General features: G+C 37.8%; 25 protein-coding genes and 1 tRNA gene. 3 read left to right on the top strand and 23 right to left on the bottom strand.

Annotated elements, in window-relative coordinates:
• Window positions 1-377: 377 nt before the first annotated feature.
• The 15 genes from lysS to spoIIE all read right to left on the bottom strand — a co-directional run bounded on the left by lysS (window position 378) and on the right by spoIIE (window position 17,163).
• A complete protein-coding gene (lysS, locus tag ACI6MV_RS22655) occupies window positions 378-1,862 on the bottom strand; it encodes a lysine--tRNA ligase (protein ID WP_407272610.1) in 1,485 nt (494 codons plus the stop codon).
• A 486-nt stretch (window positions 1,863-2,348) separates the two neighbouring features.
• Window positions 2,349-2,552: a helix-turn-helix domain-containing protein gene (locus tag ACI6MV_RS22650; protein ID WP_407272609.1), complete on the bottom strand. Its 204-nt coding sequence runs from the start codon at window positions 2,550-2,552 to the stop codon at window positions 2,349-2,351.
• Window positions 2,522-3,034, bottom strand: a complete 513-nt coding sequence (folK, locus tag ACI6MV_RS22645; RefSeq protein ID WP_407272608.1) for a 2-amino-4-hydroxy-6-hydroxymethyldihydropteridine diphosphokinase — start codon at window positions 3,032-3,034, stop codon at window positions 2,522-2,524. Before folK ends, ACI6MV_RS22650 begins: the two co-directional genes overlap by 31 nt.
• Entirely contained in the window at window positions 3,034-3,396 is a 363-nt protein-coding gene (gene folB / locus ACI6MV_RS22640; RefSeq protein WP_407272607.1) for a dihydroneopterin aldolase, read from the bottom strand. The genes folK and folB overlap by 1 nt, the downstream gene beginning before the upstream one ends.
• Complete coding sequence (gene folP / locus ACI6MV_RS22635) at window positions 3,389-4,225, bottom strand: dihydropteroate synthase (RefSeq protein ID WP_407272606.1); 837 nt, start codon at window positions 4,223-4,225, stop codon at window positions 3,389-3,391. Before folP ends, folB begins: the two co-directional genes overlap by 8 nt.
• 147 nt (window positions 4,226-4,372) lie before the next feature.
• The gene (gene cysK, locus ACI6MV_RS22630) at window positions 4,373-5,302 is read right to left on the bottom strand and encodes a cysteine synthase A (protein ID WP_407272605.1); all 930 of its coding nucleotides are present in this window, start codon (window positions 5,300-5,302) and stop codon (window positions 4,373-4,375) included.
• Window positions 5,303-5,410: 108 nt separating this feature from the next.
• Window positions 5,411-6,307: a foldase protein PrsA gene (locus ACI6MV_RS22625; RefSeq protein ID WP_407272604.1), complete on the bottom strand. Its 897-nt coding sequence runs from the start codon at window positions 6,305-6,307 to the stop codon at window positions 5,411-5,413.
• Window positions 6,308-6,326: 19 nt separating this feature from the next.
• The gene (hslO, locus tag ACI6MV_RS22620; RefSeq protein WP_407272603.1) at window positions 6,327-7,199 is read right to left on the bottom strand and encodes an Hsp33 family molecular chaperone HslO; all 873 of its coding nucleotides are present in this window, start codon (window positions 7,197-7,199) and stop codon (window positions 6,327-6,329) included.
• A gap of 25 nt (window positions 7,200-7,224) precedes the next feature.
• Window positions 7,225-7,995 carry a type III pantothenate kinase gene (locus tag ACI6MV_RS22615; protein WP_407272602.1) on the bottom strand — a complete coding sequence of 257 codons (771 nt, stop codon included), beginning with the start codon at window positions 7,993-7,995 and terminating at the stop codon, window positions 7,225-7,227.
• A gap of 740 nt (window positions 7,996-8,735) precedes the next feature.
• The gene (gene ftsH / locus ACI6MV_RS22610; RefSeq protein WP_407272601.1) at window positions 8,736-10,709 is read right to left on the bottom strand and encodes an ATP-dependent zinc metalloprotease FtsH; all 1,974 of its coding nucleotides are present in this window, start codon (window positions 10,707-10,709) and stop codon (window positions 8,736-8,738) included.
• A 124-nt stretch (window positions 10,710-10,833) separates the two neighbouring features.
• Window positions 10,834-11,379, bottom strand: coding sequence for a hypoxanthine phosphoribosyltransferase (gene hpt, locus ACI6MV_RS22605; protein WP_407272600.1), 546 nt, complete (start codon window positions 11,377-11,379; stop codon window positions 10,834-10,836).
• 12 nt (window positions 11,380-11,391) lie between these two features.
• The gene (tilS, locus tag ACI6MV_RS22600; RefSeq protein ID WP_407272599.1) at window positions 11,392-12,786 is read right to left on the bottom strand and encodes a tRNA lysidine(34) synthetase TilS; all 1,395 of its coding nucleotides are present in this window, start codon (window positions 12,784-12,786) and stop codon (window positions 11,392-11,394) included.
• Window positions 12,787-12,904: 118 nt separating this feature from the next.
• Entirely contained in the window at window positions 12,905-13,876 is a 972-nt protein-coding gene (locus ACI6MV_RS22595) for a protein kinase domain-containing protein (protein WP_407272598.1), read from the bottom strand.
• Window positions 13,845-14,585 (bottom strand): vWA domain-containing protein, encoded by a 741-nt coding sequence (locus ACI6MV_RS22590; protein ID WP_407272597.1) that lies wholly within the window; start codon window positions 14,583-14,585, stop codon window positions 13,845-13,847. The genes ACI6MV_RS22595 and ACI6MV_RS22590 overlap by 32 nt, the downstream gene beginning before the upstream one ends.
• A 127-nt stretch (window positions 14,586-14,712) precedes the next feature.
• On the bottom strand, window positions 14,713-17,163 hold the full coding sequence (spoIIE, locus tag ACI6MV_RS22585; RefSeq protein WP_407272596.1) for a stage II sporulation protein E: 2,451 nt from the start codon (window positions 17,161-17,163) through the stop codon (window positions 14,713-14,715).
• Window positions 17,164-17,554: 391 nt separating this feature from the next.
• Between spoIIE and ACI6MV_RS22580 the strand changes: the two genes are divergently transcribed.
• Both ACI6MV_RS22580 and ACI6MV_RS22575 read left to right on the top strand, forming a co-directional pair.
• A complete protein-coding gene (locus tag ACI6MV_RS22580; RefSeq protein ID WP_407272595.1) occupies window positions 17,555-17,998 on the top strand; it encodes a MarR family winged helix-turn-helix transcriptional regulator in 444 nt (147 codons plus the stop codon).
• Complete coding sequence (locus tag ACI6MV_RS22575) at window positions 17,995-19,521, top strand: DHA2 family efflux MFS transporter permease subunit (protein ID WP_407272594.1); 1,527 nt, start codon at window positions 17,995-17,997, stop codon at window positions 19,519-19,521. Before ACI6MV_RS22580 ends, ACI6MV_RS22575 begins: the two co-directional genes overlap by 4 nt.
• A gap of 61 nt (window positions 19,522-19,582) precedes the next feature.
• Here ACI6MV_RS22575 and ACI6MV_RS22570 read toward each other — a convergent pair whose 3' ends face one another.
• Window positions 19,583-20,194, bottom strand: coding sequence for an NUDIX hydrolase (locus ACI6MV_RS22570; protein ID WP_407272593.1), 612 nt, complete (start codon window positions 20,192-20,194; stop codon window positions 19,583-19,585).
• A gap of 135 nt (window positions 20,195-20,329) precedes the next feature.
• Between ACI6MV_RS22570 and ACI6MV_RS22565 the strand changes: the two genes are divergently transcribed.
• Window positions 20,330-20,403, top strand: a tRNA-Met gene (locus ACI6MV_RS22565).
• A gap of 109 nt (window positions 20,404-20,512) precedes the next feature.
• Here the strand turns inward: ACI6MV_RS22565 and ACI6MV_RS22560 are convergent.
• The 7 genes from ACI6MV_RS22560 to ACI6MV_RS22530 all read right to left on the bottom strand — a co-directional run bounded on the left by ACI6MV_RS22560 (window position 20,513) and on the right by ACI6MV_RS22530 (window position 26,127).
• Window positions 20,513-20,905, bottom strand: a complete 393-nt coding sequence (locus tag ACI6MV_RS22560; protein ID WP_407272592.1) for a S1 domain-containing RNA-binding protein — start codon at window positions 20,903-20,905, stop codon at window positions 20,513-20,515.
• A gap of 539 nt (window positions 20,906-21,444) precedes the next feature.
• Window positions 21,445-21,825: an FtsB family cell division protein gene (locus ACI6MV_RS22555; protein ID WP_407272591.1), complete on the bottom strand. Its 381-nt coding sequence runs from the start codon at window positions 21,823-21,825 to the stop codon at window positions 21,445-21,447.
• A 7-nt stretch (window positions 21,826-21,832) separates the two neighbouring features.
• Window positions 21,833-22,432, bottom strand: coding sequence for a spore cortex biosynthesis protein YabQ (gene yabQ / locus ACI6MV_RS22550; protein ID WP_407272590.1), 600 nt, complete (start codon window positions 22,430-22,432; stop codon window positions 21,833-21,835).
• Window positions 22,429-22,728 (bottom strand): sporulation protein YabP, encoded by a 300-nt coding sequence (gene yabP, locus ACI6MV_RS22545; protein ID WP_407272589.1) that lies wholly within the window; start codon window positions 22,726-22,728, stop codon window positions 22,429-22,431. The genes yabQ and yabP overlap by 4 nt, the downstream gene beginning before the upstream one ends.
• A 94-nt stretch (window positions 22,729-22,822) precedes the next feature.
• Entirely contained in the window at window positions 22,823-23,083 is a 261-nt protein-coding gene (locus ACI6MV_RS22540; RefSeq protein ID WP_407272611.1) for an RNA-binding S4 domain-containing protein, read from the bottom strand.
• A gap of 22 nt (window positions 23,084-23,105) precedes the next feature.
• Window positions 23,106-24,554 (bottom strand): bifunctional methyltransferase/pyrophosphohydrolase YabN, encoded by a 1,449-nt coding sequence (yabN, locus tag ACI6MV_RS22535; protein ID WP_407272588.1) that lies wholly within the window; start codon window positions 24,552-24,554, stop codon window positions 23,106-23,108.
• Between the two features lie 4 nt (window positions 24,555-24,558).
• Window positions 24,559-26,127 carry a putative polysaccharide biosynthesis protein gene (locus ACI6MV_RS22530; RefSeq protein WP_407272587.1) on the bottom strand — a complete coding sequence of 523 codons (1,569 nt, stop codon included), beginning with the start codon at window positions 26,125-26,127 and terminating at the stop codon, window positions 24,559-24,561.
• Window positions 26,128-26,708: the final 581 nt, after the last annotated feature.

Genomic DNA, 26,708 nt, shown 5'->3' with positions numbered 1-26,708 from the left:
ATTAACTCGGCTCTCTTACGGACAACTTTTATATTGTATCATCACAACATTTTAGTTGTCAATGACTTTTTTAAAAAGTTATTTATAAAAGCAATTTGCGCTTGTCAAAAGCGACCTTATTAATATAACACGGCGAGTTGTTAGTGTCAACAACTTTTTCGTTTAACTTTTTGCGCTTGCTAGCGTTACTTGCTAGCAGCAGCGCGGATTAATAATATACCACGCTTATTCCACCAAATCAAGTATATAATGTGATGAAAATAATGGAAATTATCTTTTCTTCATTAATAAAAAAAGCCTGTTCGCTATAAAGCAAATCAGTATAACCTATTCACTTCATAAAAACAGGCTTCTTCTATACATAAGCATTTAGATTATTAATCACGATTACGCATCTGTGGGAATAGTAACACGTCACGTATTGATGGTGAGTTAGTTAAAAGCATAACTAGACGATCTACACCAATTCCTAAGCCCCCTGTTGGTGGCATTCCATATTCTAATGCCTCTAAGTAATCGTCATCCATTTCATGAGCCTCATCGTTACCTTGTTCTTTTTCTTTCATTTGGGCTTCGAAACGTTCTCGTTGATCAATAGGATCATTTAACTCAGAGAAAGCATTAGCATACTCTCTTCCAACGATAAATAACTCAAACCGATCTGTGAATCGTTGATCTTCCTTATTCATCTTAGCAAGTGGAGATATTTCAACCGGATGACCGTAAATAAAAGTAGGCTGGATTAACAAGTGTTCCACCTTTTGTTCAAAGAACTCATTAACAATATGACCAAATGTCATTGTTTGTTTTATAGCTACACCATGTTCTTGCGCAAGTGATTTAGCTTCTTCATCACTCATCTGCTTCCAGAAATCGACACCGACATACTCTTTAATTGCATCTACCATGTGCAATCTAGTCCACTCCGGCTTTAATTCCACCTGATGATCTCCATAAGGTACCGTTGTAGTGCCAAGCACCTCTTGTGCTATATGAGCAATTAGATTCTCTGTTAAACGCATGATGTCATGGAAATCAGCATACGCTTCGTATAACTCGAGCATCGTGAATTCCGGGTTATGCCGCGTTGAAACACCTTCATTACGGAAAACTCGCCCTATTTCATAGACACTTTCTAAGCCGCCAACGATTAAACGTTTTAAATGTAATTCAATAGCTATACGCATGTATAGCGGAATATCAAGTGCGTTATGGTGAGTAGTAAATGGACGTGCAGCAGCTCCACCAGCAATCCCGTGCATCATCGGGGTTTCAACTTCAAGAAATCCTTGACTATCTAAATAACGGCGCATCGCTTGAATAATTTTACTTCTCGATACGAAGGTGTCGCGACTTTGTGGGTTCGTAATCAAGTCCAAATAACGTTGACGATATCGTTGCTCGACATCTTTAAGACCGTGAAACTTTTCAGGTAACGGTCTAAGCGACTTTGTCAGCATTTCAAAATTCTTTGCTTTGACAGATAGTTCGCCTACATTTGTTTTAAATATAGTACCTGTTACACCAACAATATCTCCCATATCAGCAGTATTAAATATTTCATAGGCATCTTCGCCAACCGCATCTTTTCTCACATATAACTGTATTTGACCACTTAAATCTTGAATGTGAGCAAATCCAGCTTTTCCTTTTCCGCGCTTAGTCATGATTCTTCCAGCAACAACTGTTTCTATAGCTTTTTCTTCAAGCTCTTCTTTTGAAAATGAATCATATTTCTCTATTAACTTTTCGGCTACACCTGTACGTTCGAACTTACCACCGAAAGGGTCTAGTCCTTTTTCTTTATATGCTTGAAGCTTTTCTCTTCTCACTCGCATATGTTCATTTAACTCTTCTGTCATCTCACTCACTCCAATTTCACTTTTTATCTTGTTCTATGTAATGAACGTAACTTGTAAGTTTAGATTGTATTAAAAAACTGCCAGTACAGCACTGGCAGCATCTAGTTCAAGTATTAGTATAGAAAACGAGCACCAGCGTGTCAACGTTCGACCCTTAATTATCGATTTAAGGGCCTTTATTTTAGCTTCTAACTCATTAACCCATCTAAACTAGGATGTCTTCTAAGATTTCTGCTTCATTTTTATTTGTCCAGTTACTTTTATCTTTTTTAAGACTAAGCTGTGTGCTTTCTCATTTCCATTACACCTAACTTTTAACCTTCTAAACCAATGGAGCAATTCGTTTGCAGATACGCATATCCATCTTTTTGATTGGAGACGGATCTCGATTAAATGCAGTATCTCAAGGGCTTCCTATGTAAGAACGACTTTATATTTGATTGTAATATCTCCAAATTGACACATAAGTTGTCCTCTCAACTATATCTACTTAGGACTAAGCTCTTCTCTAGAAATTTTTAATAAATCCGCTATTTGATCAATAACATCTGTACTTGGTATTCTAGTCCCTCTCTCTATTTCGCCGATAACCGAAACAGACATACCTAACTTTTGAGCAAACTGTACTTGAGTATAGCCCTTTAGTTTTCGGAAGGCTCTTATTCTTCTTCCCCATTGGTTGGCACCCATACATTTACTCCCTTTTTCTCTTGAGCAGGTACCTCATCAAGAATATCCTTAACACATTTATCGTTAGTTGGCACAAATAGATTTGGGTTTATTTCACTTAAGGGAATAAGCACAAATGCTCGTTCATGCATTCTTGGATGAGGAACAATTAATCGCTCCGTTTTAATATTGTCTTGATTATACAATAAAATGTCAAGGTCTATCGTTCTCGGCCCCCATTTTATCTCCCTTTTTCTGCCTAATTGTAATTCTATTTGAAGGCAACGCCCTAATAGTTCTGACGGATTGAGCGTTGTTTTCAATTCTAACACCATATTTAAGAAATTATCCTGATCAACAAACCCAACTGGTTTCGTTTCATAGATTGATGACTTTGCTGTAACTGTAATAGCTGGCGATTCCCCGATTATTTTAACAGCATCCATTAACGTTGCAAATCGTGGTGCGATGTTTGACCCCAAGCCAATATAAGCAACATTCATTAGGAACGCTCCCTAAAAATTTCTACCGCGACAGATTGATAATGTCCTGGAATAGGTGGATCTGGTTTATACACTTTTACGGTGCAGCTGTTAAGCTTTTCAAAAGAAGCAAAGAACTGATAGGCTATTTCTTCTGCCACAGCCTCAACTAGATGCTTCGCTTTTCCTTCGACAACATCTTTTGTTATATGATAAATTTTGCCGTAATCAATGCTGTCATCCATATGATCTGATTTACCAGCTTGCTTTAAATCAAGATTCAAGACTACATCAACTTTATATCGTTGTCCCAATTTGTTTTCTTCTGGGTATAACCCATGATATCCGTAAAACTCCATTTGGTTAACGTAAATCTTATCCATACTTCATACCACCTTTACCTGTCAATGCATCCATCATTTTTGCCATTCGAACTGCTAACTTTACATTGTGTACTCTTACAATTTGCACACCCTTTGTGATTCCATAACAAATCGTCGCACCCGTTCCTTCATCACGTTCCTCTACCGGTAAATCCAAAACCTTTCCGATCAAAGACTTTCGAGATGTTCCTAGTAACATTGGGTAACCTAATTCATTAAACTGGTCTAGATTTCTCATTACCAATAAGTTATCTTCTACCGTTTTAGCAAAACCAATCCCCGGGTCCAATATGATATTTTCTCGTTTCACACCCGCATTTAGAGCAATAGTTATACTTTCCTGTAAATCATCTTTCATATCAGTAATAATGGAATTGTAATTAGCTTTTTCTCTGTTATGCATTAAAATGATTGGTACGTCAAAGGCTGCTGCAACATTGGCCATTTCAGGGTCTTTCTTTGCTCCCCATACATCATTAATTATCGATGCACCAGCATCTAATGCTACCTTAGCTGTTTCTGATTTGTACGTATCAATCGATATTGGAATACTTACCGCCGCTTTAATCGCATTAATAATCGGTACTACCCGCTCAATTTCATCTTCCAAAGAAACAGGCGTGTGACCAGGACGTGTCGATTCTCCACCAACATCAATAATATCAGCACCATCTCGTTCCATCATCATCGCTTGATTTACAGCAGCTTCCAGTTCGTTATAGTTACCACCGTCAGAAAACGAATCTGGTGTAACATTCAAAATGCCCATTACTAAAGTTCTATTAGATAGGTCATACGTTTTTTGCTTCGTATTTAAAATAAAACTCATCTTTTTTCCTTCCTTCATATCACCATATGTATACTATGTTACCTTAAAACCGAGAAATTCTCATTTGATTTGGTGCTATCAGATCTTAGTCAATTAAAATAAACCGTCCGGACAACTCATCCAAACGGTTTATTCCTTATTAATACGTTATTCCGTTTCTTCAAACTGATATAACGGTGTTGTTAAATATCTTTCCCCGTTACTCGGAATAATCGCTAATACTTTTTTACCTTTACCTAACTCTTTTGCAACCTGTTTCGCTGCATAAATTGCTGCACCAGAAGAAATTCCACCTAACAGACCTTCCTTTTTAGCAGCCTCTCTTGCTGTAGTAAATGCATCTTCGTTTTCGACCTGAATAACTTCATCATAAACCTCAGTATTTAATACCTCTGGCACAAAACCTGCACCAATACCTTGGATTTTATGCGGTCCAGGATTACCACCAGACAATACCGGAGAACCTGTTGGCTCAACTGCATAAATTTTAATATCTTTGTAAGCTTCCTTTAATACTTTTCCAGCACCAGTAATTGTACCACCAGTACCAATTCCAGAAACAAATGCGTCTAATTGTTCACCCATTTGCTCAACAATTTCTTTACCCGTTGTACGTGCATGAATATCTGGGTTAGCAGGATTGTTAAACTGTTGCGGCATAAAGTAGCCATGTTCTTTCTGCAATTCTTCTGCCTTTTTAATGGCACCTTTCATTCCGTCCGCTCCAGGTGTAAGCACTAACTCGGCACCATAAGCACGTAATAGGTTACGGCGTTCCATGCTCATTGTATCTGGCATTACTAAAATAGCTTTGTAGCCTTTTATTGCAGCTACGAGCGCTAGACCGATACCCGTGTTTCCACTTGTAGGCTCAATAATCGTGTCGCCCTCGTTCAGTTTACCTGCTTCTTCTGCAGCTTCGATCATCGCCAAAGCGATACGGTCTTTCACAGAACTTCCTGGGTTCATAAATTCTAACTTCACATAAATTTCTGCAGCATCTGGATCTGCCGTGCGATTAAGTTTTACAATCGGTGTGTTTCCAATTAATTCAGCAATGGATTGAGCAACTTTCATTTAATTCACTCCAATTCCTAGTATTTGTATAGGATTTATATACAATGTACGCTTGCAGGATAAAAATGTCAACTAGTTGATTTGTAATTTTTTAAATTATTTCGCAATTTAATTGTTTCCATACATCCATTTAATATCATAATTTTCCCACAACAAATCTGCACTCACTACTTGGTCTAACTGCTCTAAGGCAAGTTCCCTTTTTAGATGATTTCTTAATTCATCGTAATTTAATGAGATAGCTGGTAATTTACGATGCACATAAATAATCGCAATTCCTTCATTTGTATCAAATGGCTCACTATACGTTTCTTCTTCCATAGCTTGCGCTAGATCATAATACTCACCAGGCGAATTATAGTAGCCCTTATATCCACCCTGATTTCTTGTATCAATATCTTCAGAATATTCTCTTGCCAATGATGCAAAAGCGGCACCTGATTCTAGCTCACTTATAACCTTATTCGCTGTTTCCATATTATTGACCAAAATATCTGATATCTGAATAGATTCCGGTAAATCATAATTTTCTTTGTATTGTTCGTAATAACTTTTTATCTCACTTTCATCAATCTGGATGTCCTTGGTTAATAGTTCCTCCAGGCGTATACGGTGAGAAATATCGGCTCGCCAGTTTTCCTCTAATGTGGACGCTTCTTCATTTGTTAATATACCTTGAATTGTATAAAGCAACGATACTTCTCGATCAATCACTTTATCATTTATTTCAATACCTTCTTGTTCTGAAAGCCTGTCCACCACTTGCCGATCAATCATTGCTTTCAATAATTTTTTCCCATATGTGTTTTGTAGATTACTTGTCCATTGTTGGTAAGTTATTTCTTCATTATCAATCGTTGCTACCGGTTCTTTTGTATCGACCGGCACATTTAAATCATCCGCTGGTGCTACAATATCACTTCTATCCCACTGCCACACTGCTATTGTCGTTATATTCGTTATTAGCAGCACTACTAATATTGCAAAGAGAAACTTACGTGTCATGACGCTTCTCCTCTCCCCCCTATTTTGACTTTAGCGCTTGTAATTCTTCTGCATCGAACACGTATTTTTCATTACAAAAATGGCAGAATGCTTCCGCACCATCGTCTTCCTCAATCATCTTGTCGATTTCCTCGTTGGAAAAGCTTTGAATAGCAGCCCCTAGTCTATCTTTCGAACACGGACAAGAAAAAGTTATTGGCATCGTCTCATGTATTTTTAAATTTTCTTTTCCGAAGAGCTGCTCTAAAATTTGTTCTGGCGAATTACCTTTCTCTATTAATGCGGAGATAGAAGGAATTGAACTAATTTGTTTTTCAATTTTAGTAATCGTATCCTCTTCAGCACCCGGCATCATTTGCACAATAAATCCACCAGCAGCTAATATTGTATAATCAGGATTTACTAAGACTCCAGCTCCTACTGCTGACGGGACTTGCTCTGAGTTAGCAAAATAATAAGTGAAATCCTCGCTTAATTCACCAGATACGATTGGCACTTGTCCTGTAAAATATTCTTTCAAACCCAAATCCTTTACAATACTAAGACTACCTTCTGTTCCCACAGCACGCGCTACGTCCAGTTTTCCATTCTCGTTTTTATCAAAATCTACGTGTGGATTAGAAACGTAACCCCTTACTTCACCTCTGGCATTTGCATCTGTTATAATCGCACCCACCGGGCCATTCCCCAGTATCTTAGCTGTAAGTTTATCTTCTCCTTTTAACATTGCACCCATCATCGCAGTAATTGTAATTGCACGACCTAATGCCGCTGAAGCAGTTACCCAAGTGTCCTGTCTTCTGCGTGCTTCTTCTATAGTTTTTGTTGATTGGATTGCATAGGCTCTTACCATCCCTTGGAATGCAGTTGCCTTAACTAAATAATCTCCCATGATGTATCTCTCCTTAGTGTAGAGGTTACTTTTCATTTTTCTTATAAATAATATATAAACCTTTCAGTGTTAAAGCAGGATCAACTTGTTCAATTGTCTTTGAATCTTTTGCTATTAATGTTGCTAAACCTCCTGTTGCAATTACCTTTGGAGGAGATGCTGCTTGATCCTTAATACGACGAACAATTTCATCAACTTGACCGACATATCCAAAATAAACACCTGATTGCATTGCTTCGATTGTCGATGAACCAAGTACATTTCCAGGATTCATTATTTCAATTTTAGGTAGCTTTGCAGCTTTATCATATAACGCATCAAGAGAAACATTGATACCAGGTGCAATTACTCCACCAACATATTCGTTCATTTCATTTATATAACAGTATGTGGTTGCTGTTCCAAAATCAATAATAATTAGCGGTGAACCGTATTCCTCAATTGCTCCAACAGCATTAACAATTCGGTCAGCACCTAATTCCTTCGGGTTAGGATATATCGTTTTTAAAAACGGATTAATCGAATCTGCCCCAATTATCATCGGTGTTTGTTTGAAATACTTATGAGATACCCGTTCTAACGCATACATAATAGGCGGCACGACGGAGGATATGATAATGCCACTAATATCACTGATCTCTATATTTTCATGTTCAAATAATGATTTAAATAACATAGCAAATTCGTCTTCTGTTTTGTGACGGTCTGTATGTATTCGCCACTGATAAACAAGCTTATCTTGATCAAATACGCCTAAAACAGTGTTTGTATTGCCTACATCTAAAACAAAAATCATGTTTGTTTCCACCATTCATATAAAATTATTCCTTGTACATCTTACCATATTACGTAACAGTTCTATACTGGAATACATTCTTTGTAGTTCCCCAGTTACCATTGGTATAAATATAAAACACAATCCGCTGCATTTCAATTCCTACAAACCACGATCGGGTTTTCTTTACAAATTGTATCGTTATAAAGAAAATGTCCTCTTGGTTCGCTAAAAAAGATTGTTGGTTTTACGTAAAATAGCTAGTATGCGTCGTAAAGTGTTGGACAGCCGCTGTAGAAAATACGCTTTCCACGGGGCGGTGGTTAGTCGCTAACGGCCACCACTGCACTTATCTGTGACAATATAGGTAATATTAGAATTGCGCGGCCATCAGCGCGCTTATTTGAATAAAATCCTTGCTGTAGTATGCTATTTTTAGTAAATAAGGTCTGTGGTGGCCGCCAAATCATCATAACTGGTATTTTACGTGAAATAAGGTCTCCTGTGGCCGCTAAAAGTTTTTTAGATTCTCGTTCTAAAAATCCTGTCAGGCATCCATTCCCAGCAGAAATTACGAGCACTACGACGCAATTTACTTCATTTATGAAGCTTATAGAGCATCAAACTTTATGATTTGAGCCTTAGTATTAAATTCATTAACTAAAATATGCAAGCAAGTATTTGGAGTTTATATCAGCTGCATTTTTCTGATACCAAAAAAAACAGCCTTCTCCAAATGCGAGAAGGCTGTTTTAATCTTTTTATTTTGGATCAGTGTCATTGTCAACATCTTTCTGCTCTGACTTTTCTGATTCCGCTGTTTTAGATTTAATATTAACTTTTACATCACTTTTCTTTTCTTCTGATTCGTTTTGTGTAGAAGCCTTTCCATCCTGTTCTGATACGACAGGGCGTTCAGGAAGAACTCCTTCTTCAAATAACGATTTGATTTGGCCAGCGTCAAGCGTTTCAATTTCAAGAAGCGTTTTCGCTACTAATTCTAACTTTGGCTTGTTATCAGTAAGAATCTTTTTCGCTTTTTCATAGCAATCGTTAATAATATTTTGGATTTCTTTATCAATTTCATATGCGATTGCATCACTGTAATTTTGTTCATTTTGAATATCTCTACCTAAGAATACTTGACCACCTGAACTACCGAATTGCAATGGGCCAATTTTATCACTCATTCCATATTCGGTAACCATTTTTCTAGCAATTCCAGTCGCACGTTGGAAATCGTTATGTGCACCTGTACTTACTTCGCCAAAGGTTACTTCTTCAGCCACACGGCCGCCAAGGAGACCAGTAATCTTATCGAGCAACTCTGGTTTTGTCATAAAGTAACGATCCTCACGCGGTAGCATAACGGCGTAACCACCAGCTTGGCCACGCGGTACAATTGTCACCTTATGTACCATATCCGCATCATCTAGCACCATTCCAATAATAGTATGTCCACTTTCATGATAAGCAACTATATTACGTTCTTTTTTAGATATAACTCTGCTTTTCTTCGCAGGTCCTGCAATAACACGATCAATTGCTTCATCGACATCTTCCATGTCAATTTTGACCTTATTACTTCTTGCTGCAACAAGTGCTGCTTCATTTAGTAAGTTCTCTAAATCAGCCCCAGAAAATCCTGGTGTACGCATTGCAATTGTTTTTAATTCGACATCATCTGTTAATGGTTTATTTCTTGCATGCACTTTAAGTACGTCTTCTCGACCTCGTAAATCTGGACGATCGACAGTAATTTGACGATCAAAGCGTCCCGGACGCAGTAATGCTGGGTCAAGTATGTCAGGTCTGTTTGTTGCTGCGATAATAATTATTCCTTCATTATCACCAAAACCATCCATCTCAACTAGCAATTGGTTCAACGTTTGCTCACGTTCATCGTGACCACCGCCAACACCTGCTCCACGCTGTCTACCTACTGCATCAATCTCATCAATGAAGATGATACAAGGGGCATTCTTTTTAGCATTTTCGAATAAATCTCTTACCCTCGATGCACCAACACCGACGAACATTTCCACGAAATCTGAACCACTTATGGAGAAAAACGGTACGCCTGCTTCTCCTGCAACCGCACGAGCTAGCAACGTTTTACCTGTACCTGGAGGTCCAACTAATAAAACCCCTTTAGGAATTTTTGCACCGATAGCCGTAAACTTACGTGGATCTTTTAAGAAATCAACAACTTCAACAAGCTCTTGCTTCTCTTCATCTGCTCCTGCTACATCGTTAAATCGCACTTTTTTCTTCTCTTCCGAATACATCTTCGCCTTACTTTTACCAAAGTTCATCACACGGCTACCACCGCCCTGTGCCTGGTTAAGAAGGAAGAAGAATAGGATAAATATAATAACAAACGGAATCATTGTTGTTAGGAATGTTACCCATCCGTTCGGTTGTTGCTCTTCATCGAAATCTACATTCGGTTGATCTTTAGCTATTTCTGTTATTTCTGCAATCACCTGCGGGTTATCTGGAACCATGGTAACAAATGTGTCCTCTTCCCCACCAAGTGTTCCTTGTATGAGATAAACCCCATTAGATGGTCGCATCGTCATTTCTTCGATCTCACCATTGTTAAGCGCCTGGTAAAATTCACTTACATTATATTCCGTTGCCTGGTTGTTTGAATTATTAAATATCGAAACAACTCCAATGACTACAAGGAATATTAGAAAATAAAATAATACGTTTCGAAATACTCGATTCATTGCTTACCTCCTCCCAAGCGAGAAAACTATAGTAAATAGTATCATATTGAAATGAATCAATACAACTAATTACCCTTTTAAGATATGTAAAACATGCATTACTCATTCCACCATTTTGTTAACCTTACTCTTCTCCACCATATACCCTAGGCTTTAATACACCTATATAAGGTAGATTCCGATATTTTTCTTGGTAATCCAACCCATAACCGACAACAAATTCATCTGGAACTTCAAAGCCAACTAGATCTGCTTTAATATTGGCAGTTCTTCCTGATGGTTTATCAAGAAGGGTAACGATTTTAACGGATTTGGCTTTCCGATACTTAAATAAATCAACTAAATAACTTAACGTTAGACCACTGTCAATAATGTCTTCAATTATTAATAAGTCTCGCCCTTCAACTTTCGAATCCAAATCTTTTACGATTTTGACTTCACCAGAAGAACGCATTTCGCCTCCATAACTAGATACGTCCATGAAATCCATTTCTAGGTATGTCTCGGTATAACCGAGCACATCAGACATAAATGGCATTGCCCCTTTTAACACACCAATGGCTAAAGGGAACTTCCCTTCGTATTCTTTTGTTAGCTGCGCTCCTAGCTCTTTACACTTTTGATCAATTTGTTCCTTAGAAATCAGTACCTTTTCTATATCGTGGTGCATACATCGTACCTCCTACCTGTTGCTGTTATTCTTATAATGTAATTGAAGAAAATTACCATCAGATGCTGATTGAACCTCATGAAAACCCTTTTTCAAACCAATTAACCATAAAATGTTGCCTTTACTGTCCAACACTATTGGCCAAGTTGCTCGCTTTTGCACTGGAATCTTTTCATCAATAAATATATCTTTTATTTTCTTGCTCCCATTCATACCTCTAATTTTCATTTTATCTCCTGGCTCACGTGTTCTTACAATTAAAGGAGTACGTATCGTGTCCATTTCACATACATAAATGTTCTCCGATTCCTCTTTAGGAAATTTGGTTATGGAAGAGACAATCATTCCCCCATCTGGTAATGAAATAGACCCAGGAATAGTTAACTGCATCACATATTCTACGGGTTGAAACTCACCAAATCGAAACAAAATAATATCGTACGATTTTATTAACTTTAAGCCTAATGGGAAATCAATGGAGACATTTGGTTTGTTATTATGTAATAAATAAAAAAAATGATCCTCATGAATATAATTCAAATCTGTAGGAATGGTTGGATATAGATAGTTTAATATTAGATGATAGGCTCGTCTTTGTAAAGCGATTGGATATTGTTTAAACCTTTTAATATCTAATATAGCTTCTGACCTGTTTTTTTTAAGTTCTACACTAGCTATAATAAGCTTTTGTGCTTGTTCGTTTAAATATATCGCATCCTCTGAAATCGCCTCACTCAAACGTTGGGTGCTCATTAAAACATTAGGATTTTGCTGTTTAAGCAATGGAAGTATATGTATTCGATAAAAATTCCGTGTATATGTGTCTTGATCATTAGATGGATCTTTACGTGGACTTATTTCATGCTTATCACAATAAGTTTCAATGATTTGTTTAGAAACACCTAAAAAAGGACGAACAATATATCCCTGTTCAAAAGAACGTTTGATCGGTATTCCCGCTAAAGCATCTGGATTCGCACCACGTACAAACCTCATCATCATGGTTTCCGTCTGATCATCCGCATGATGACCTAAAGCCAAATAATCAGCACGATATTCTTGCATCATACGCTTAAAATATTGGTAGCGTAATTCTCTAGCTGCAAGTTGTGTTCCTTTTCTTTCCTTAATCTTATACGATGATACATCTAAAAAGGTTTCACAAAATTCTACGTCCCATTGTTCACACATTTGTTTTACGTACAAAACATCCTGTTTTGATTGCTCTCCGCGTAAACCATGATCCACCGATAATGCAATCAAACGTAAACCCCATTGTTCACGGATGGCGCACAAAAAGTGAAGCAGAGCCATCGAATCCGGACCACCTGATACACCAACTAAGACGACAGCTTGTTGGTGGAATAATTGGTGTTTTCTTATATAAGCAGTCACTTTTTCTTCCATCGATGCCCCACTCCATTAAACGTCTCTACTTACTATCTTTATCGTACCACTTTTTAATCTAGTTCTGCAAAAGGTTACCTTTATAATTTATAGTATGAACCTTCACAGAAGTAGAAGTTTACTGAACCACGAGATAAAATAAATAAAACAATAGAACAGCAACCGAAATGCCCATACTTTCTAAAAATGTATGAGATTTAGGTTGATTGCTGACTTGTCTAGATTGTCTAGTCACTACGTTCCCTCTGGCATGACTGGACGCTTGTGGCGCGGTATTATGCTGGTTTTTCATAATAAGTGTGTTTAAATCACGTTTCATCTGATCACTAGAAAGATAGTGACCTTGAATCGCCTTCTGTATAACCGGCTTGTAAATATCCAACTCCGATGTTTTAGATAGTTTTAAAAGCAATGTTTTCTGTGGGTTTGTTCCTCGCTCAAACCGATTTGGATGATAGATTTGCAACATAATCATTGCTAGAGCAAATAAATCATAGGAAGGTTCCGCTCGCCTTGAACCCATTTTCCAGTATCCTCTATCATAGAATTCTGTATATTCTTTGATAGACCGTCCAATCTGTGTTGTACCCCCGACATCGATCCACCTAATTCTCGCTGGTGAAGATACGACAAGCAGATTATCTGTTTTTAAATCGCCAAACACCCAGCCTGCTTGATGTAGGCTTTCTAAATCGGTTAATAGCTGCATCATTAAGATCCCCAGCCATTCTTTTCCGGACCTTTGAATAAACGTAGGCAGGGTTATTCCTTTTAAGTATTCCATCACATAAAACGAATAACGATTGCCGCGCATGTCTACCCAATCATCGACATCTAATAAAGAAGGTCCAAGGCGACTTCCTTGGACCTTTTGTAATGTTTTTAAAACATTAACTTCCATCGTAACGGATGAGCTTTTGTCACTAATCTTAAGTGCCTGTGGCTTTCCATTATGTTCACACAAGTAAACAGATCCAATTGCACCTTGTCCTAGCTGCTTTTTAACTGTGTAACGATTTTTGTGCCATTTACCGACGATGACACTGCCCACTTTAATATCAATAGCCTGCTTCTTCGATGTTTGGTTCATCTTCTCTCATAAAGCTCCCTCGTAAGCTTTTTTTACCAAACTGGTACATGGCCTGTTTTAATGCTGGACCTGTTGGAGTAATTCCACCACTTGTTAATTTAGGGAATACGGATGAAATAGAGTCAAGCCTTGGCGACCAATCAAACACTTTCTGAATATCTTTTCGCTTAGCTGGAAACGAGAAGATAGCAAATCGATTGCGCCCTATTCTAGCATTTAAACTTACCGATAGATCTATCAATGATTCTTTTACAGTTGGTAGCTTATTATGCATGCTTGCACTTGTATCTACTAACACTAGTACTTCTAGATCACACGTTTCACCTAAATCTTCGACAACCTCCATTACCTCCCCGCGTTGCTCAGGTGGAAGCTCCTCAAGGCTTTGGTTTGGTCCAAGTATTTGTTGCAATTCCTTATTAACCACCCCTTGTAAAGTTTGGGTCATTGCTTGCTTTGTAACGGCTTGGACGGTTTGTGACAGTGCTTCTTGAAAAACTATTTGGCTGACACCATTACCTGACATTGCAATATCCTCAACCTCTTGTAAGCCTGTTGGATCCTCTGATTGATCATCCTCTAATACACCAATTACATTTACCGTAATTCCTTGTTGCGCAGCTAATGCCGCTACAGCTGATGGATCCTCACCTTGGTTGGAGCATCCATCTGTAATTAATAGAATTTGCTTTAACGTTCCTTTTTTCATTAATATAACTCCTCCTATAAGACCGAATTATTAAATAACAGCAGACGAACATAACAATGTGTCTACTTTTATCATCATCTTCGCCTATAGTAAGGAAAATTATACCTAAATATACTAGATAAATATTTTATTGTGCTTGCTTATGATAGGACGGTATCGCTGCCCATTGGGGGTTATTTTTTTCAATTTTAGCAACGACTACAGTCATATCATCTTCAATCGTACCCTTTTGGACTCTTATTACCTCCTCAAGAATTAAATCCGCCATGTCCTGTGGATCATTGGATTCAACTTCCCCTATTTTGCGCTTCAACCACATATCAACATTTTCAATATTTTTTGGTCCTTCAAAAATACCATCACTCATCATAATTAAAAGGTCTCCAGCTTTTAATTGCTCACTAACCACATCAACATCAAATTCTTGTATAATGCCGATTGGTAGATTACTTGCTTCTATTTTTAAAATTTTGTTACCTCGCTTTATAAAGCTAGGCGTTGATCCTATCTTTAAAAAGCGAACTGCTGCACTGTGTAAATCAATCATCGCTAAATCCAACGTTGAGAATATTTCGTCACTCGTCCGAAGGGAAAGAATTGAATTGATTGATTTAATAGCAACCTGTTCTTGTATTCCAGATTGCAGAATCTGCTGCAACAGCCTTAATGTTTCTGTACTTTCTTCATGTGCCCGTTCTCCATTGCCCATACCATCACTAATTGCCATTGCATATTTTCCTGCTCCTAATTCAATGGTCGAATAACTATCCCCAGATACTAGTCCTCCTCCTTTTGCGGCGTGGGACACACCAGTCTCTACAATATACTTTCTAGCAGATGCAAACGATAAATAGCAATAGCCATTGGCCAGTGGTGATATTTCCTCCTCTTTAACAACAACAGTTTCTTTTAAAATATCAGATAGCATTGGTGCAATTAATTTAGGACCTTCTCCGTGATAATTATAAAACGATAAGTTCATTTCAATATCTATGTTCCCTTTTTCTAAACTGTATATATCCAGCTTTTCTAGCTCAATCCCCATATGTTTTAACGCTGCTACAATTTCAACTTCCTGTTGTTCGTGGTTCTCCCTTTCTTTTAATATCTCTTTTGCAAAGTTCCCCATAACCTCCGATACCCCGTGTAATTGATCTGCTACAAACCTTCTGCTTTCGGTTACTTGCTTTTTTAATTGTTGATTTGCCTGATAAAAAGATAATTCGTGTTTCATCGTATCGATCACCTTTTTAGATTTCACACAATGATTTTCAAAATTTCGTTGCAACACAGTGTTCGGCTGCTTTCCTCCTTCTAAATCATCCTTCACATCTGTCATTAGTTCATACGTTTTATCAAATTGTTGCGCCCAACACCACTCTTTCTTAAAACAGGATTGACATGTCTTTTCAGTAACATTACTTAGAAAATAATCCGTTTGTTTGTCTTGCTCTTCTTCTATGGTATTTTTATGCTCAATCGTGAAGCTTTTGGACAAAGCTTGAAATACATGTGAAAACTGCTCGACTCTACTTGCTGTTACATCACGAACCTTGTGTAAGTACTGTTCCTGCTCCTGTGAATGCTCCACCGTTCCAGGGATATACCTTGATAACTTTTTGATCCAGCTTTCAGGTGTACAGAAAAAAATAATCACAGCAATGGAAGATTCAACTAAAGATGGAACTAAAGCATCTATACCTGCTCCATATATGCCAATTAATAACGTCCCAACATATAATCCTAAAGCAACACCTATCTTCTTACCGTCCTTTAGTAATCCACCAAGTAATCCTGAAAATGCTAGCAAACTCATTTGGTAAAGGCTGGCAACGTTAGCTAAGCTCAATATAAGGCCAGCTACTACACCAACCGTTGATCCAATCGCAGCACCGCCTACATAAGCAAGGCAAAGCACTAAATACCTAGATAATATTTGTTCAATAGAAGCACCTTGAATGTCCCATCCAATGGTTCCTGTTAGTACGGAGGCTAACAATATAATGAGACAAACAATTTCCTCATTTTTTAATGTTGGTTTAAATCTTTTAGGTGATAATAGTGGAATACTCTGCATAAATATAAGTACTAGTACCGCACTTAGTACGCCTTCGACAGCAGCCAGCATCCATTCAAATACCGTTAATTGACCGATTAAGGCATAACTGATTACTCGCGTACATATACTTGCTAACAATACGACAACTGGAATTATTTGTTGTTGATTGTTTTTGTTTTTCAATAGCGAGGCAATCACCACAAAAAGTGCCATAGCTGAAATGACGTATAAGCCGTGTTGCCAATGGTATGTTAATGCACCTGCAAATGTCGCGAGTATGAGTTTAAATGCTTTGTCCTTTCTCATAAACCAAACGGAAGCGAGAAAGGCAAGGGCAAAAGGCGATAAAGAGGACAACACGATAGCTCGTCCTAGTAAAAAACCGACAATAAATAATAGCCAGCCTTTTTCCAAAAAGAAAAGCTTCAACTTTTCCCCTGACCTCCGCTTCAGGACCTCGATACTTTTATTGGAAGTAAAAATTGATTTGGATTCACTTCCAGTTATTGAATCCATCATTCCACACCACTCCTTCTTCTTGATGTACATTTAAACACACTTTTTCTGTGTATTTTGTCAAAACATCAGAAGTGCCGTTCAAAATCTTTCGACTTGTTTCTAGTAACCAACAGGGATTTCAACAGAATAATTCCATTACATATCTTCAAGTAAGTCTAATTTTATGTGATAAAGATGCACCAATTGTGGACTAGTCTATATTCTGGGGCCTATCCTTCGTTTCGACAATATTTCCTTGAATTTACTCAAAAAAAGATCCAAGTTATAAACGATTCACGCAACTCCTCAAAAATATAATTATTTCCACTTGCATTATTAACTTATCGAGTTATAATAGTTCTTGCGCGAATTGTTCGTGTAAGAACTATTATTTGATTTGGAGGAAAACCTAATGACGAATGATCAAAAGATAAACTGCATCGTTCAATCATTTCGAGAGGTAAATCAAGTTTATTATAAACAGTTGTGGAAAAATGCTAACAGTTTGGGTGTAACAACCCTACAGCTACAAATATTGAGAATTCTCGATTTGCAGCCAAATATAAGCTTAGTTGACCTTGCTAATCAATTGAATACCGGAAAGAGTACGGTTAGCGAAACAGTTGAACGATTAGTAAAGGCAAATTATGTAGAAAGAAAGCGCTCGGAGCAAGACCGTCGTGTTGTCGTAATGACACTTACACAACTGGGACAAGAAAAAAAAGCAGAAGCGTATATACAATATGTTGAACGGCTTTCTGGGCTTCAAGAAATTAATGAAGAAGATATAGAAAAATTAATTGAACTGCACAAGAAGATAATTAACAAACTACTAGATGGAGATGAACAACAATGACAGATCGGACAGCTTATGTAGAAGCATCCAAGGTTGCCAAATTACCAATTACTATTATTATGGTGCTTGGTGCGTTTGTCGCAATATTAAACCAAACACTTATGAATATCGCTTTACCAGTGATGATGACCGAATTAGACATCACTGAGAATACTGCACAATGGTTAACAACTATATTTATGCTCGTAAACGGGATTGCCATTCCTATTACCGCATTCTTAATGGAGAAATTTTCAACACGCAAATTATTTATAACCGCTATGAGTTTGTTTGCGATCGGTACTTTGATTTGTGCTGTTGCGCCATCATTCTCCATTATCTTAGTAGGTCGTGTCGTTCAGGCTGCTGGGGCCGGGATCATCATGCCTTTATTAACTAATGTAATTCTAAGCTTATTCCCAATCGAAAAACGTGGAGCGGCCATGGGCTTAATTGGACTTGCTATGATGTCTGCACCAGCGATTGGACCTACACTTTCTGGTTGGATCGTTCAAAACTATTCTTGGAGAGTACTGTTTTATATCATCCTTCCAATAGCAATCATTGATGTAATTTTAGCTTTCTTCCTATTACGTAATGTGACAAAATTGAGTAATCCAAAAGTAGATATTTTATCTATTATCTTGTCAACATTTGCTTTTGGTGGATTATTATATGGATTTAGTACAGCAGGTAATGCTGGTTGGGGAGAATTAGAAGTTATCCTTTCCTTTATAGTGGGTGGAGTCACTATGGTTATCTTCGTCGCTCGACAACTAGTTCTGAAAACACCGATGCTTGAATTCAGAGTGTTTAAATACAATATGTTTACTCTGACAACGATTATTAATGTGGTTGTTACAATGGCGATGTTCGCTGCTATGATTCTTATACCTATTTATTTACAAAACATTAGAGGCTTTTCACCGCTTGAGTCCGGATTATTATTATTGCCCGGAGCATTGATTTCAGCATTTATGTCCCCTATTACTGGGAAACTTTTTGATAAAATTGGCGCACGTCCACTAGCATTAGTTGGACTAGCAATTACGGTGGTCACTACGTTCTTTTTCACAGATTTATCTGATTCGACCACCTATATGCATATGATGGTGCTTTACAGTGCCAGGATGGTAGGTATTTCTATGATCATGATGCCAATTATGACAGCTGGATTAAATCAACTTCCTACCAAATATTATTCTCATGGTACGGCAATGGCGAATACACTTCGTCAGGTTTCTGGCGCGATTGGTACAGCTTTTCTAATTACAGTCATGAGTAATCGCAGAACAGACCATATGAGTGAGTTTTTACCAAATGGTATTCCTACCGATGAGCAACAAATATTTGCCGTGCAGCATGCTACGATTGAAGGTATTAATGATGCATTTATGGTCGCAACAGGATTTGCCATTCTTGCGTTTTTATTATCCTTCTATCTTAAAAAAGTTAAACCAGCTGACACAGAAGAGGAGTCTTCAGCATCAGACTCATTAGCTTCTAGCAATTCATTTAGCCAACAACCTGTAACACAGAAATAACAGCACCACACGCAGTTAAAACTGCGTGTGGTTTTATATATACACTAATCAATTTCACTTCTTATATATCATCTGCACTTTGTAGTACCTTCATATAATACTCTTTACTATGCGGGACAAAATCATCCATTGTTACTGTCAGATCCACTTCTTTTAACCCTTCTATGTTCCACATTAATCCTTTTACCTGTGCTGATGTAATTTCTCGTTTAAATAATTTCATCGCCTGGTTTAACTCTATATGAACTAATCCGATTAGCTCATCCTCTTGAATCATATAAGCATCAAGAGGACGGTCTGATTTATGTAGGAACACATGACAAAACTCTCGATCGATAAAGGTTTCCCTTGAAAATTCTTCTTCTATTACACCAATCGATTCAAGTTGTTCAGCCTCCACTTGGATCCCCAGCTCTTCCTGTAATTCTCTGACTCCATCTAGCGGTTCTTCACCCACAGACAGATGCCCCGCAGCAGAAATATCTAATAAATCAGGGAATATATCTTTATCCGGATGCCGTAATTGAAACAGTATATACTTACGGCCCTGTAGTTCACTTACAATCCAACAATGAAAGGTTTGATGCCACAATCCATTCTGATGTACCTGCACGCGGGTCGCTTGTCCTATATGGTGCTGGTTTGGATCAAATATATCTAGATATTCTTTCATATTACGAACTCCCCCATTAATCTCGTATACTTCTCTCATTTTGACTGCTATCGTAAAAGTAAAACATTTTTCAATTTTCACATTGACACAATGAAGTAGCTATTGTATTATATCACTTGTGACTCTTTTAACTATGGCGGCGTAGCTCAGCTGGCTAGAGCGTACGGTTCATACCCGTGAGGTCGTGGGTTCGATTCCCTCTGCCGCTATCATCTAACACAAAGGAAAAGCTGGTTTCGTTATTATTAACGGTACCAGCTTTTTTATATTTATTGGAATTGGAAGAAAATCTTCTATTGTCCTTCATAGACAGCAAGTTTAGCCCTTCTTAGCACCTCGACCTCCTCGTTTTGATTCGGTATGCTTTTTCAGAGATGCTAGGCGATCCTCGGAATCTTTAAGAAAGCGATTCATCTTGGCCTCGAATGATTCGGTACGATCACGGTTAACTTTAGGTTGACGAGTAGGAGTTGGTTTATCTACTGCTTTCTTGATAGACAACCCAATCTTACCGTCCTTTCCAACATTAATGACTTTCACAGTCACTTCATCACCGACACTTAAGTGCTCATTAATGTCCTTGACATAGTTAACAGCAACCTCACTAATGTGGACCAATCCTGTGGGGCCAGTTGGTAACTCAACAAAAGCTCCAAACTTTGTGATACCGGTAACCTTCCCCTTTAACTTGCTGCCTACTTCGATTGACATAAAAAAAATGCTCCTCCTTAATTTTTTGAAAAACTTGATTTGCGCAAATTATTTAGGCGCCGTAAATCCTTTTTTATAACGTATAGATTGTTATTTATACTTCATAGTTGAAGTAAAATCCGTCGTAACGTAGTGCACGTGATTTCCGCTCCAGGCAGTCGCTTTCCGCGGGCACGGCTTCAGCTAACTCAGAAGCAAAGAGCGCTTCTGAGTGGATCTTCAGCCCGTGCTGTTCCCGCTGGAGTCGACTGCCTGGAGCTCCAATCACCCCACATGAAGAGCAATCCCGTTAGCAGCGTAGGAAATCCACTTCGACTCCTGCGGGACTAGTGGCGTAAGTGAGACCCCGCAGCGCGAATGCGCGAGGAGGCTCACTAGCCCCCCGCGGAAAGCGAAGTGGATTTCCGGAGCAGTGCAAGCACTCTCCAAGTTACACCGGAGTTTAGCTAAATTGTTCAATAACAACAATCGTTTAGAAAACTGCCTTTGTAAAAAAGGATTATTTATTTATATAGTATATAAAAGCATTTAAAAACGTGTCAATATGAGGGTTTTTCATCAGGAAGTTTAAAAATAATTTCTCCCTCTTCAGAGAAAAAATAATTCGTTCTTGCAATTTTATTTACATATTCTTCATCATTTAATAATTCAACTTCCTGTTGCAAATTTTCTTCTTGTTCCTCAAGGGAACTCATCTGGTTCTCCAATTGCTCCAATTGTTCCTGCTTCTGTGCATAAATAGCACGTTGTTTTAAATGAAACGTTGTAAGACTGCCAATCGAAATCATAACAATAACAGAAAATAGCACAAGACGTCGGAATAAGCGTTTCTTTTTCTTTTTTTGTCTTTCAACTTGTGCATCGTATTGTTTTACGTACGTTGATTCAATCTTTGCTACTTTTGCTTCTTTTCTTGTCACCGACAGGCTACCTCCTTTTATTCTTTATAAGACGATACCATCTCCATAACGTATTCTTTATTTTAGAGTAAAATCCTGCTAGATCTTCAAAGTAATTCTTTGCTTTTTTTGGTACTAACCGCCATAACATTAGGAGCAACCATCTGATCGGGTACCAGATTATTTTAAGAATGAGCAGGAGAATCGATAAAATAATTCCCCACAACCATAATAATACCGTCATAATGAATTGCAGCAATAATGTAATTGGACGGACAAGAATTGCATATACAAGCCTTCGTAAAAACCGGTAAACTTGTATAAGGCTATTAATGGACCAGTCTAACACCTTTAAGTAAAAGAATTGAATTATACTCTTATAGGCAGCATAACCGCATATAATCGCTAATAAAATATAGAAACGCAATTCACCTTGGTTTACTAAATAGAGTATATAAAACAATATAAGCGTCTGTAATAACCAAAAGCAAATTTCTATTATATAAGAAAATAATAGACGTTTCTTCCAAAACGATTCATATCTACGAAACGTATCAATAGCTGCTCCTAGATAAGTGCCCGCACCCATCATCGAGATAATCGTTAGAAACTGCGTGGTGAGTGTCATTTAAAAAGCTTGCTAAAGAATCCTTTAGCTTTCTCCCCATGGTGTTCATCTAAGTATGAAAGCTCAAAAATTTTACCTTTTATCGATACAACACCTTCATCCACGTCAAGATTCTTCATTTGTAGGTTTTCACCACGGACAATCAAATACCCCATTACTGTCTGTAAAAGAAATTCTTCATTATCAAAGCTGTCCACTTCTTTTACACCTGTAATTTCTAGATTTCTTCTATTACTCATTTTCACATGATGCTCTGCTTGTGGACGAACAGTAGGTTCTTTATCATAATAATTCATTTTTACAGCCCTCCCTTTATCGTTACAAATGTATGTAAAGGGGGACAAGTTTAGAACATTTATGACTATTTTAAGTGAAATAAATCCTGATTCGTTATTGCTTTACTTCTTCCTCTTTTTGTACGGAATATAAATTCGTTGCATTCTCTTTCTTTACTGTTTCTTGTAGAGAGTCTACTTGAATCGTTAACAGTTTTTGGCCAAATTGAATCGTAAGCACGTCACCTACTGAAACGGTTGATGCCGCTTTCGCTTGATTACCATTAATCGTTATTCTACCTTTGTCGGCAACCTCTTTAGCTAAGGTTCTGCGTTTTATTAGTCTTGAAATTTTTAAAAACTTATCCAGGCGCATATGATCCATTCCCTTTCTGTTATTATTCTAATCGTTTTGCTTGATTCCAGTATTCGTCTAATTGTTCTAAAGTTAAATCGTTCATTTCTACCTGATTTTTCTTTATTTCCTGTTCCATATACGTAAATCGACGTTTAAATTTTTGATTCGTCTGTCTAATTGCCAATTCTGGGTTAACTTTATAATATCTGGTAAGGTTTACAATGGCAAACAGTACATCTCCTAATTCACTCTCAATTTCACTTTTGTTACCATTGTTAATCGCTAGCTTTACTTCGTCTAATTCTTCGATAATCTTGTCCCATATTGGAGCAGGGTCATCCCAGTCAAACCCAACCTTCGCTGCTTGTTTTTGTATTTCTTCAGCAATCAATAGTTGTGGTAACGACTTAGGAATATTGTCTAACAATGATTTCGGGCTACTTCCTTTTTCTTGTTTTTTAATTTGCTCCCAATTCACAAGTACATCTTCAGCGGTATTGGCAAGCTCGTTACCGAATACATGTGGATGCCTACGAATCATTTTATCAGTGATTGATTTTATTACATCATCAACTGTGAAAAACCCTTCATCTTCACCAATTTGACTGTGAAGCATCACTTGCAATAATACATCGCCAATTTCTTCGATCATACCCTCATCATCTAACTCATCTACTGCATCTATAAATTCATACGCTTCCTCAATCAAATATTTTCGTAATGATTGATGTGTTTGCTTTTTATCCCACGGACAACCATCAGGACCTCTAAGGTCAGCAATTACCTCACGCAAACGGAAAAACTGATGGTTCAAATCCTCTGTACTTACAGGAGGGATGTATATGCTAGTCAAATTATTTAGCTCTCCAAATTGATCGAGCTCTACTAATGGAATTGTTTTTAATTTTTCCTCGTCACTTCCAACAGCTTCAGCAATTGTCACAAGGTGTTCTGGCGGGAGGTCTTCCAGTAAGGCAAGTTTTACTTCAGATGCAACAAACGCATCATATACTTGGCAAAAAATGATGTGATTTTGATAATTGAGTTGGTTACGTTTAAAGGATGTTCCATCTACAAATTGGAATCCGTCAATCGGGTCAACCCGTAATGATGTAAATAAAGCATCTAAATAGCTTTGGCCACCTGTAATATCGATAGTAACCGCCTGTTGTTCCAACAATAATTGAACTGTTTTTTCAGCTAGCATGGGATGACCTGGTACGGCATAAATAATATCCTCTTGTTCTGCTGCTTTTATCAATTGCTGTACAATTTGCTCATAAACAACTTCAAAAGATTGGTTTTCTTCATAAATTGAATCATAAGCAATAAAGGAAACACCTTCATCTGTTAGTGATGTGACTACTGGATGATCTATTGTTCGTACATGTATGGCTTTATTTGATCTGGTAAGCTTTCTGTATATTCCCAGAGGTAACTGATTCAGATCACCAGCACCTAAGCCAATAACTTCAATTTTATTGGTCATGATTCTACCTCCTTTTTAATCGTCTACCTAGTGGTAGCGCATTTGCCTCTTGTTCACTAAATCCGTTCATTCGAAATAAAACAACGATGTATAAAATACCACCTACACTACAAACAATTACGATATGAATGAAGTGAGATATTCGCGTAGTAAGTGGCATAAACGCTTCTACTACTTTGTTTACTACTATTACCCATATCAGCATTGACAATAATGCTAATATGAATGCACGCCAAGGAATCGAGAATAAACGCACGCGAGGTAACATTCGCTTTAGACCTACAACGTTTAACACTAAGATAACCGATACACTTAATACCGTTGCTATTGCACTGCCGATCACACCAATGTAAGGGATCAGCCAGACATTTAACATCCATTTTGTTATGATTCCGATAACAATAAAAACTGCTGTTATGTATATATTGTTTAATCCTTGAAGGATAGATGAAATTGTAATAGCCAAGGATGATAATAGCATCACTAATGAAAGCACTCTAAGACTAGTTGTCCCTAAGTCATTTTGGAACAACAACGTATTTGCATAAGGGAATATTGCAATTAATCCTGCTGTTGCAGCAGCTGACAAATAAAAACTTATCCGTATCGTACTTTGAATATGCTGGGCAAAAGCGATCGGTTGTTGCTCCATCCTTGTTTTTGTGACGGAGGGGATGACTGCCAAGGCGATTGATGAGCCAATAACTGTACCTAGCTGGATCAGCGGCTGACCACGATCAAATACCCCTTTTATTATCTTTGCTTCATCCAAGGAAAACCCTTGCTTTAACAGTCCTGGAATTAATGTAAAAGCATCAGTGAATTGGATAAGTAATAACATCATATGATTTAAACCAATAAATAATCCATAGATCAATATTGCTTTTAAATAAACTTTCCATAATATAACTGTCCGCTTTTTTACAAACGGTTTATTTCTAAGCCAAACAACGAACAAGATAACAAATGCAACCATACCTCCAAATACTGACCCATAGGCAGCACCCGCCCCAACATCATAAAGCTGTCTGCCTGACGATACAATTACGACTGCTACAACGATAATAATAACTACACGAACAACTTGTTCAAGTAGCTGCGAAACAGCTGTTGGACGCATATTGTTAAGCCCCTGAAAAACCCCACGAAAAATCGAAGTGAATGGGATTAGTAAAAACGACAATGCCGCGACTTGAATACTGTGCACAAGTTTGTCATCACCCATCCACTCAGCAAATCTACCTGCATTTATATAAATCACACTAAAATAAAAAAGATTGATGATAGCTAACAAGCAGAATACTGGGATGTAGAAGGATGTGAGTGACAACTGATGCTTTTGCTCATGTTCTGCCACTAGCTTGGATATTGCAGCAGGAAATCCGTATAGAGCGAGCATCAGTGCCATTCCTAAAAAGGGATAGATTTGTTGATAGATGTAAAAACCTACGTCTCCAGTGATATTCTGTAATGGAACACGGTAGCCGGCACTAATAACTTTACTCAATAATCCTGCTATCGTAAGAATTAAAGCACCTTGAAAAAACTCTTTAGTTGCCTGTTGATTTTCCATAACAATGCGCCTTTCATGAAACATCCAATATCGTGGTGCCTTGTCATTATATCATAATGCTTTGTAAGCTAAAGCATCATATCGTGCAGCATTCCAACTGATTGGCCTTATCAATTATCCTACTATCTAACTGATGGGTTGAAATCGAAGTGCAGGTATGATGTGCCAGCTCGGACTGTCGATACGCGCGCAATACTAGATGCCGCGAAACAGTCAGATAGCGCGGGTACAGTAACCCTTATATCATTAACTTCGATTTATGTTGATTTGCCGACATGAGCGCCTTTATCTAAACATTCTGTTCTGCCAAATATCACGCCTCTTTTGCCACAGGTCGGGACCTCAGCTGCCGAAACAACTTTTCCAAACTTTTATGACACCACATACACTCAGAATAAAAGCGCAGAGCGCCGGTTAGCGACGTACGGACTGGACTGAACCGCAGGAGATAAAGGAAACACGGTGAACGAAGTGAATCGATGTTGACTTATCGTGTCATGAGGTGAGGGAAGTCTCGCTAGTCGCTGGCGCTCGGAGCTGGACGTGGCTAAATAACTCAGCAAGATATCCAAAACTGTTTA

The organism is Radiobacillus sp. PE A8.2 (genome assembly GCF_045635475.1).
Classification (GTDB): Bacteria; Bacillota; Bacilli; order Bacillales; family Amphibacillaceae; genus JBJGXI01.
This window is presented reverse-complemented; position numbering and strand designations above follow the sequence as displayed.

Coding starts and splice junctions, on each gene's coding strand:
- ACI6MV_RS22560 (WP_407272592.1), bottom strand. CDS start 20,905: ATGTCAATCGAAGTAGGCAGCAAGTTAAAGGGGAAGGTTACCGGTATC.
- ACI6MV_RS22575 (WP_407272594.1), top strand. CDS start 17,995: ATGACAGATCGGACAGCTTATGTAGAAGCATCCAAGGTTGCCAAATTA.
- ACI6MV_RS22530 (WP_407272587.1), bottom strand. CDS start 26,127: ATGGAAAATCAACAGGCAACTAAAGAGTTTTTTCAAGGTGCTTTAATT.
- ACI6MV_RS22580 (WP_407272595.1), top strand. CDS start 17,555: ATGACGAATGATCAAAAGATAAACTGCATCGTTCAATCATTTCGAGAG.
- yabP (WP_407272589.1), bottom strand. CDS start 22,728: ATGAATTATTATGATAAAGAACCTACTGTTCGTCCACAAGCAGAGCAT.
- folP (WP_407272606.1), bottom strand. CDS start 4,225: ATGAGTTTTATTTTAAATACGAAGCAAAAAACGTATGACCTATCTAAT.
- hpt (WP_407272600.1), bottom strand. CDS start 11,379: ATGCACCACGATATAGAAAAGGTACTGATTTCTAAGGAACAAATTGAT.
- folK (WP_407272608.1), bottom strand. CDS start 3,034: ATGAATGTTGCTTATATTGGCTTGGGGTCAAACATCGCACCACGATTT.
- hslO (WP_407272603.1), bottom strand. CDS start 7,199: ATGGGAGATTATTTAGTTAAGGCAACTGCATTCCAAGGGATGGTAAGA.
- tilS (WP_407272599.1), bottom strand. CDS start 12,786: ATGGAAGAAAAAGTGACTGCTTATATAAGAAAACACCAATTATTCCAC.
- yabQ (WP_407272590.1), bottom strand. CDS start 22,432: ATGACACTCACCACGCAGTTTCTAACGATTATCTCGATGATGGGTGCG.
- ACI6MV_RS22540 (WP_407272611.1), bottom strand. CDS start 23,083: ATGCGCCTGGATAAGTTTTTAAAAATTTCAAGACTAATAAAACGCAGA.
- ACI6MV_RS22590 (WP_407272597.1), bottom strand. CDS start 14,585: ATGAAAAAAGGAACGTTAAAGCAAATTCTATTAATTACAGATGGATGC.
- ACI6MV_RS22650 (WP_407272609.1), bottom strand. CDS start 2,552: ATGGGTGCCAACCAATGGGGAAGAAGAATAAGAGCCTTCCGAAAACTA.
- ftsH (WP_407272601.1), bottom strand. CDS start 10,709: ATGAATCGAGTATTTCGAAACGTATTATTTTATTTTCTAATATTCCTT.
- spoIIE (WP_407272596.1), bottom strand. CDS start 17,163: ATGATGGATTCAATAACTGGAAGTGAATCCAAATCAATTTTTACTTCC.
- cysK (WP_407272605.1), bottom strand. CDS start 5,302: ATGAAAGTTGCTCAATCCATTGCTGAATTAATTGGAAACACACCGATT.
- ACI6MV_RS22615 (WP_407272602.1), bottom strand. CDS start 7,995: ATGATTTTTGTTTTAGATGTAGGCAATACAAACACTGTTTTAGGCGTA.
- folB (WP_407272607.1), bottom strand. CDS start 3,396: ATGGATAAGATTTACGTTAACCAAATGGAGTTTTACGGATATCATGGG.
- lysS (WP_407272610.1), bottom strand. CDS start 1,862: ATGACAGAAGAGTTAAATGAACATATGCGAGTGAGAAGAGAAAAGCTT.
- ACI6MV_RS22625 (WP_407272604.1), bottom strand. CDS start 6,307: ATGACACGTAAGTTTCTCTTTGCAATATTAGTAGTGCTGCTAATAACG.
- yabN (WP_407272588.1), bottom strand. CDS start 24,554: ATGACCAATAAAATTGAAGTTATTGGCTTAGGTGCTGGTGATCTGAAT.
- ACI6MV_RS22570 (WP_407272593.1), bottom strand. CDS start 20,194: ATGAAAGAATATCTAGATATATTTGATCCAAACCAGCACCATATAGGA.
- ACI6MV_RS22595 (WP_407272598.1), bottom strand. CDS start 13,876: ATGAACCAAACATCGAAGAAGCAGGCTATTGATATTAAAGTGGGCAGT.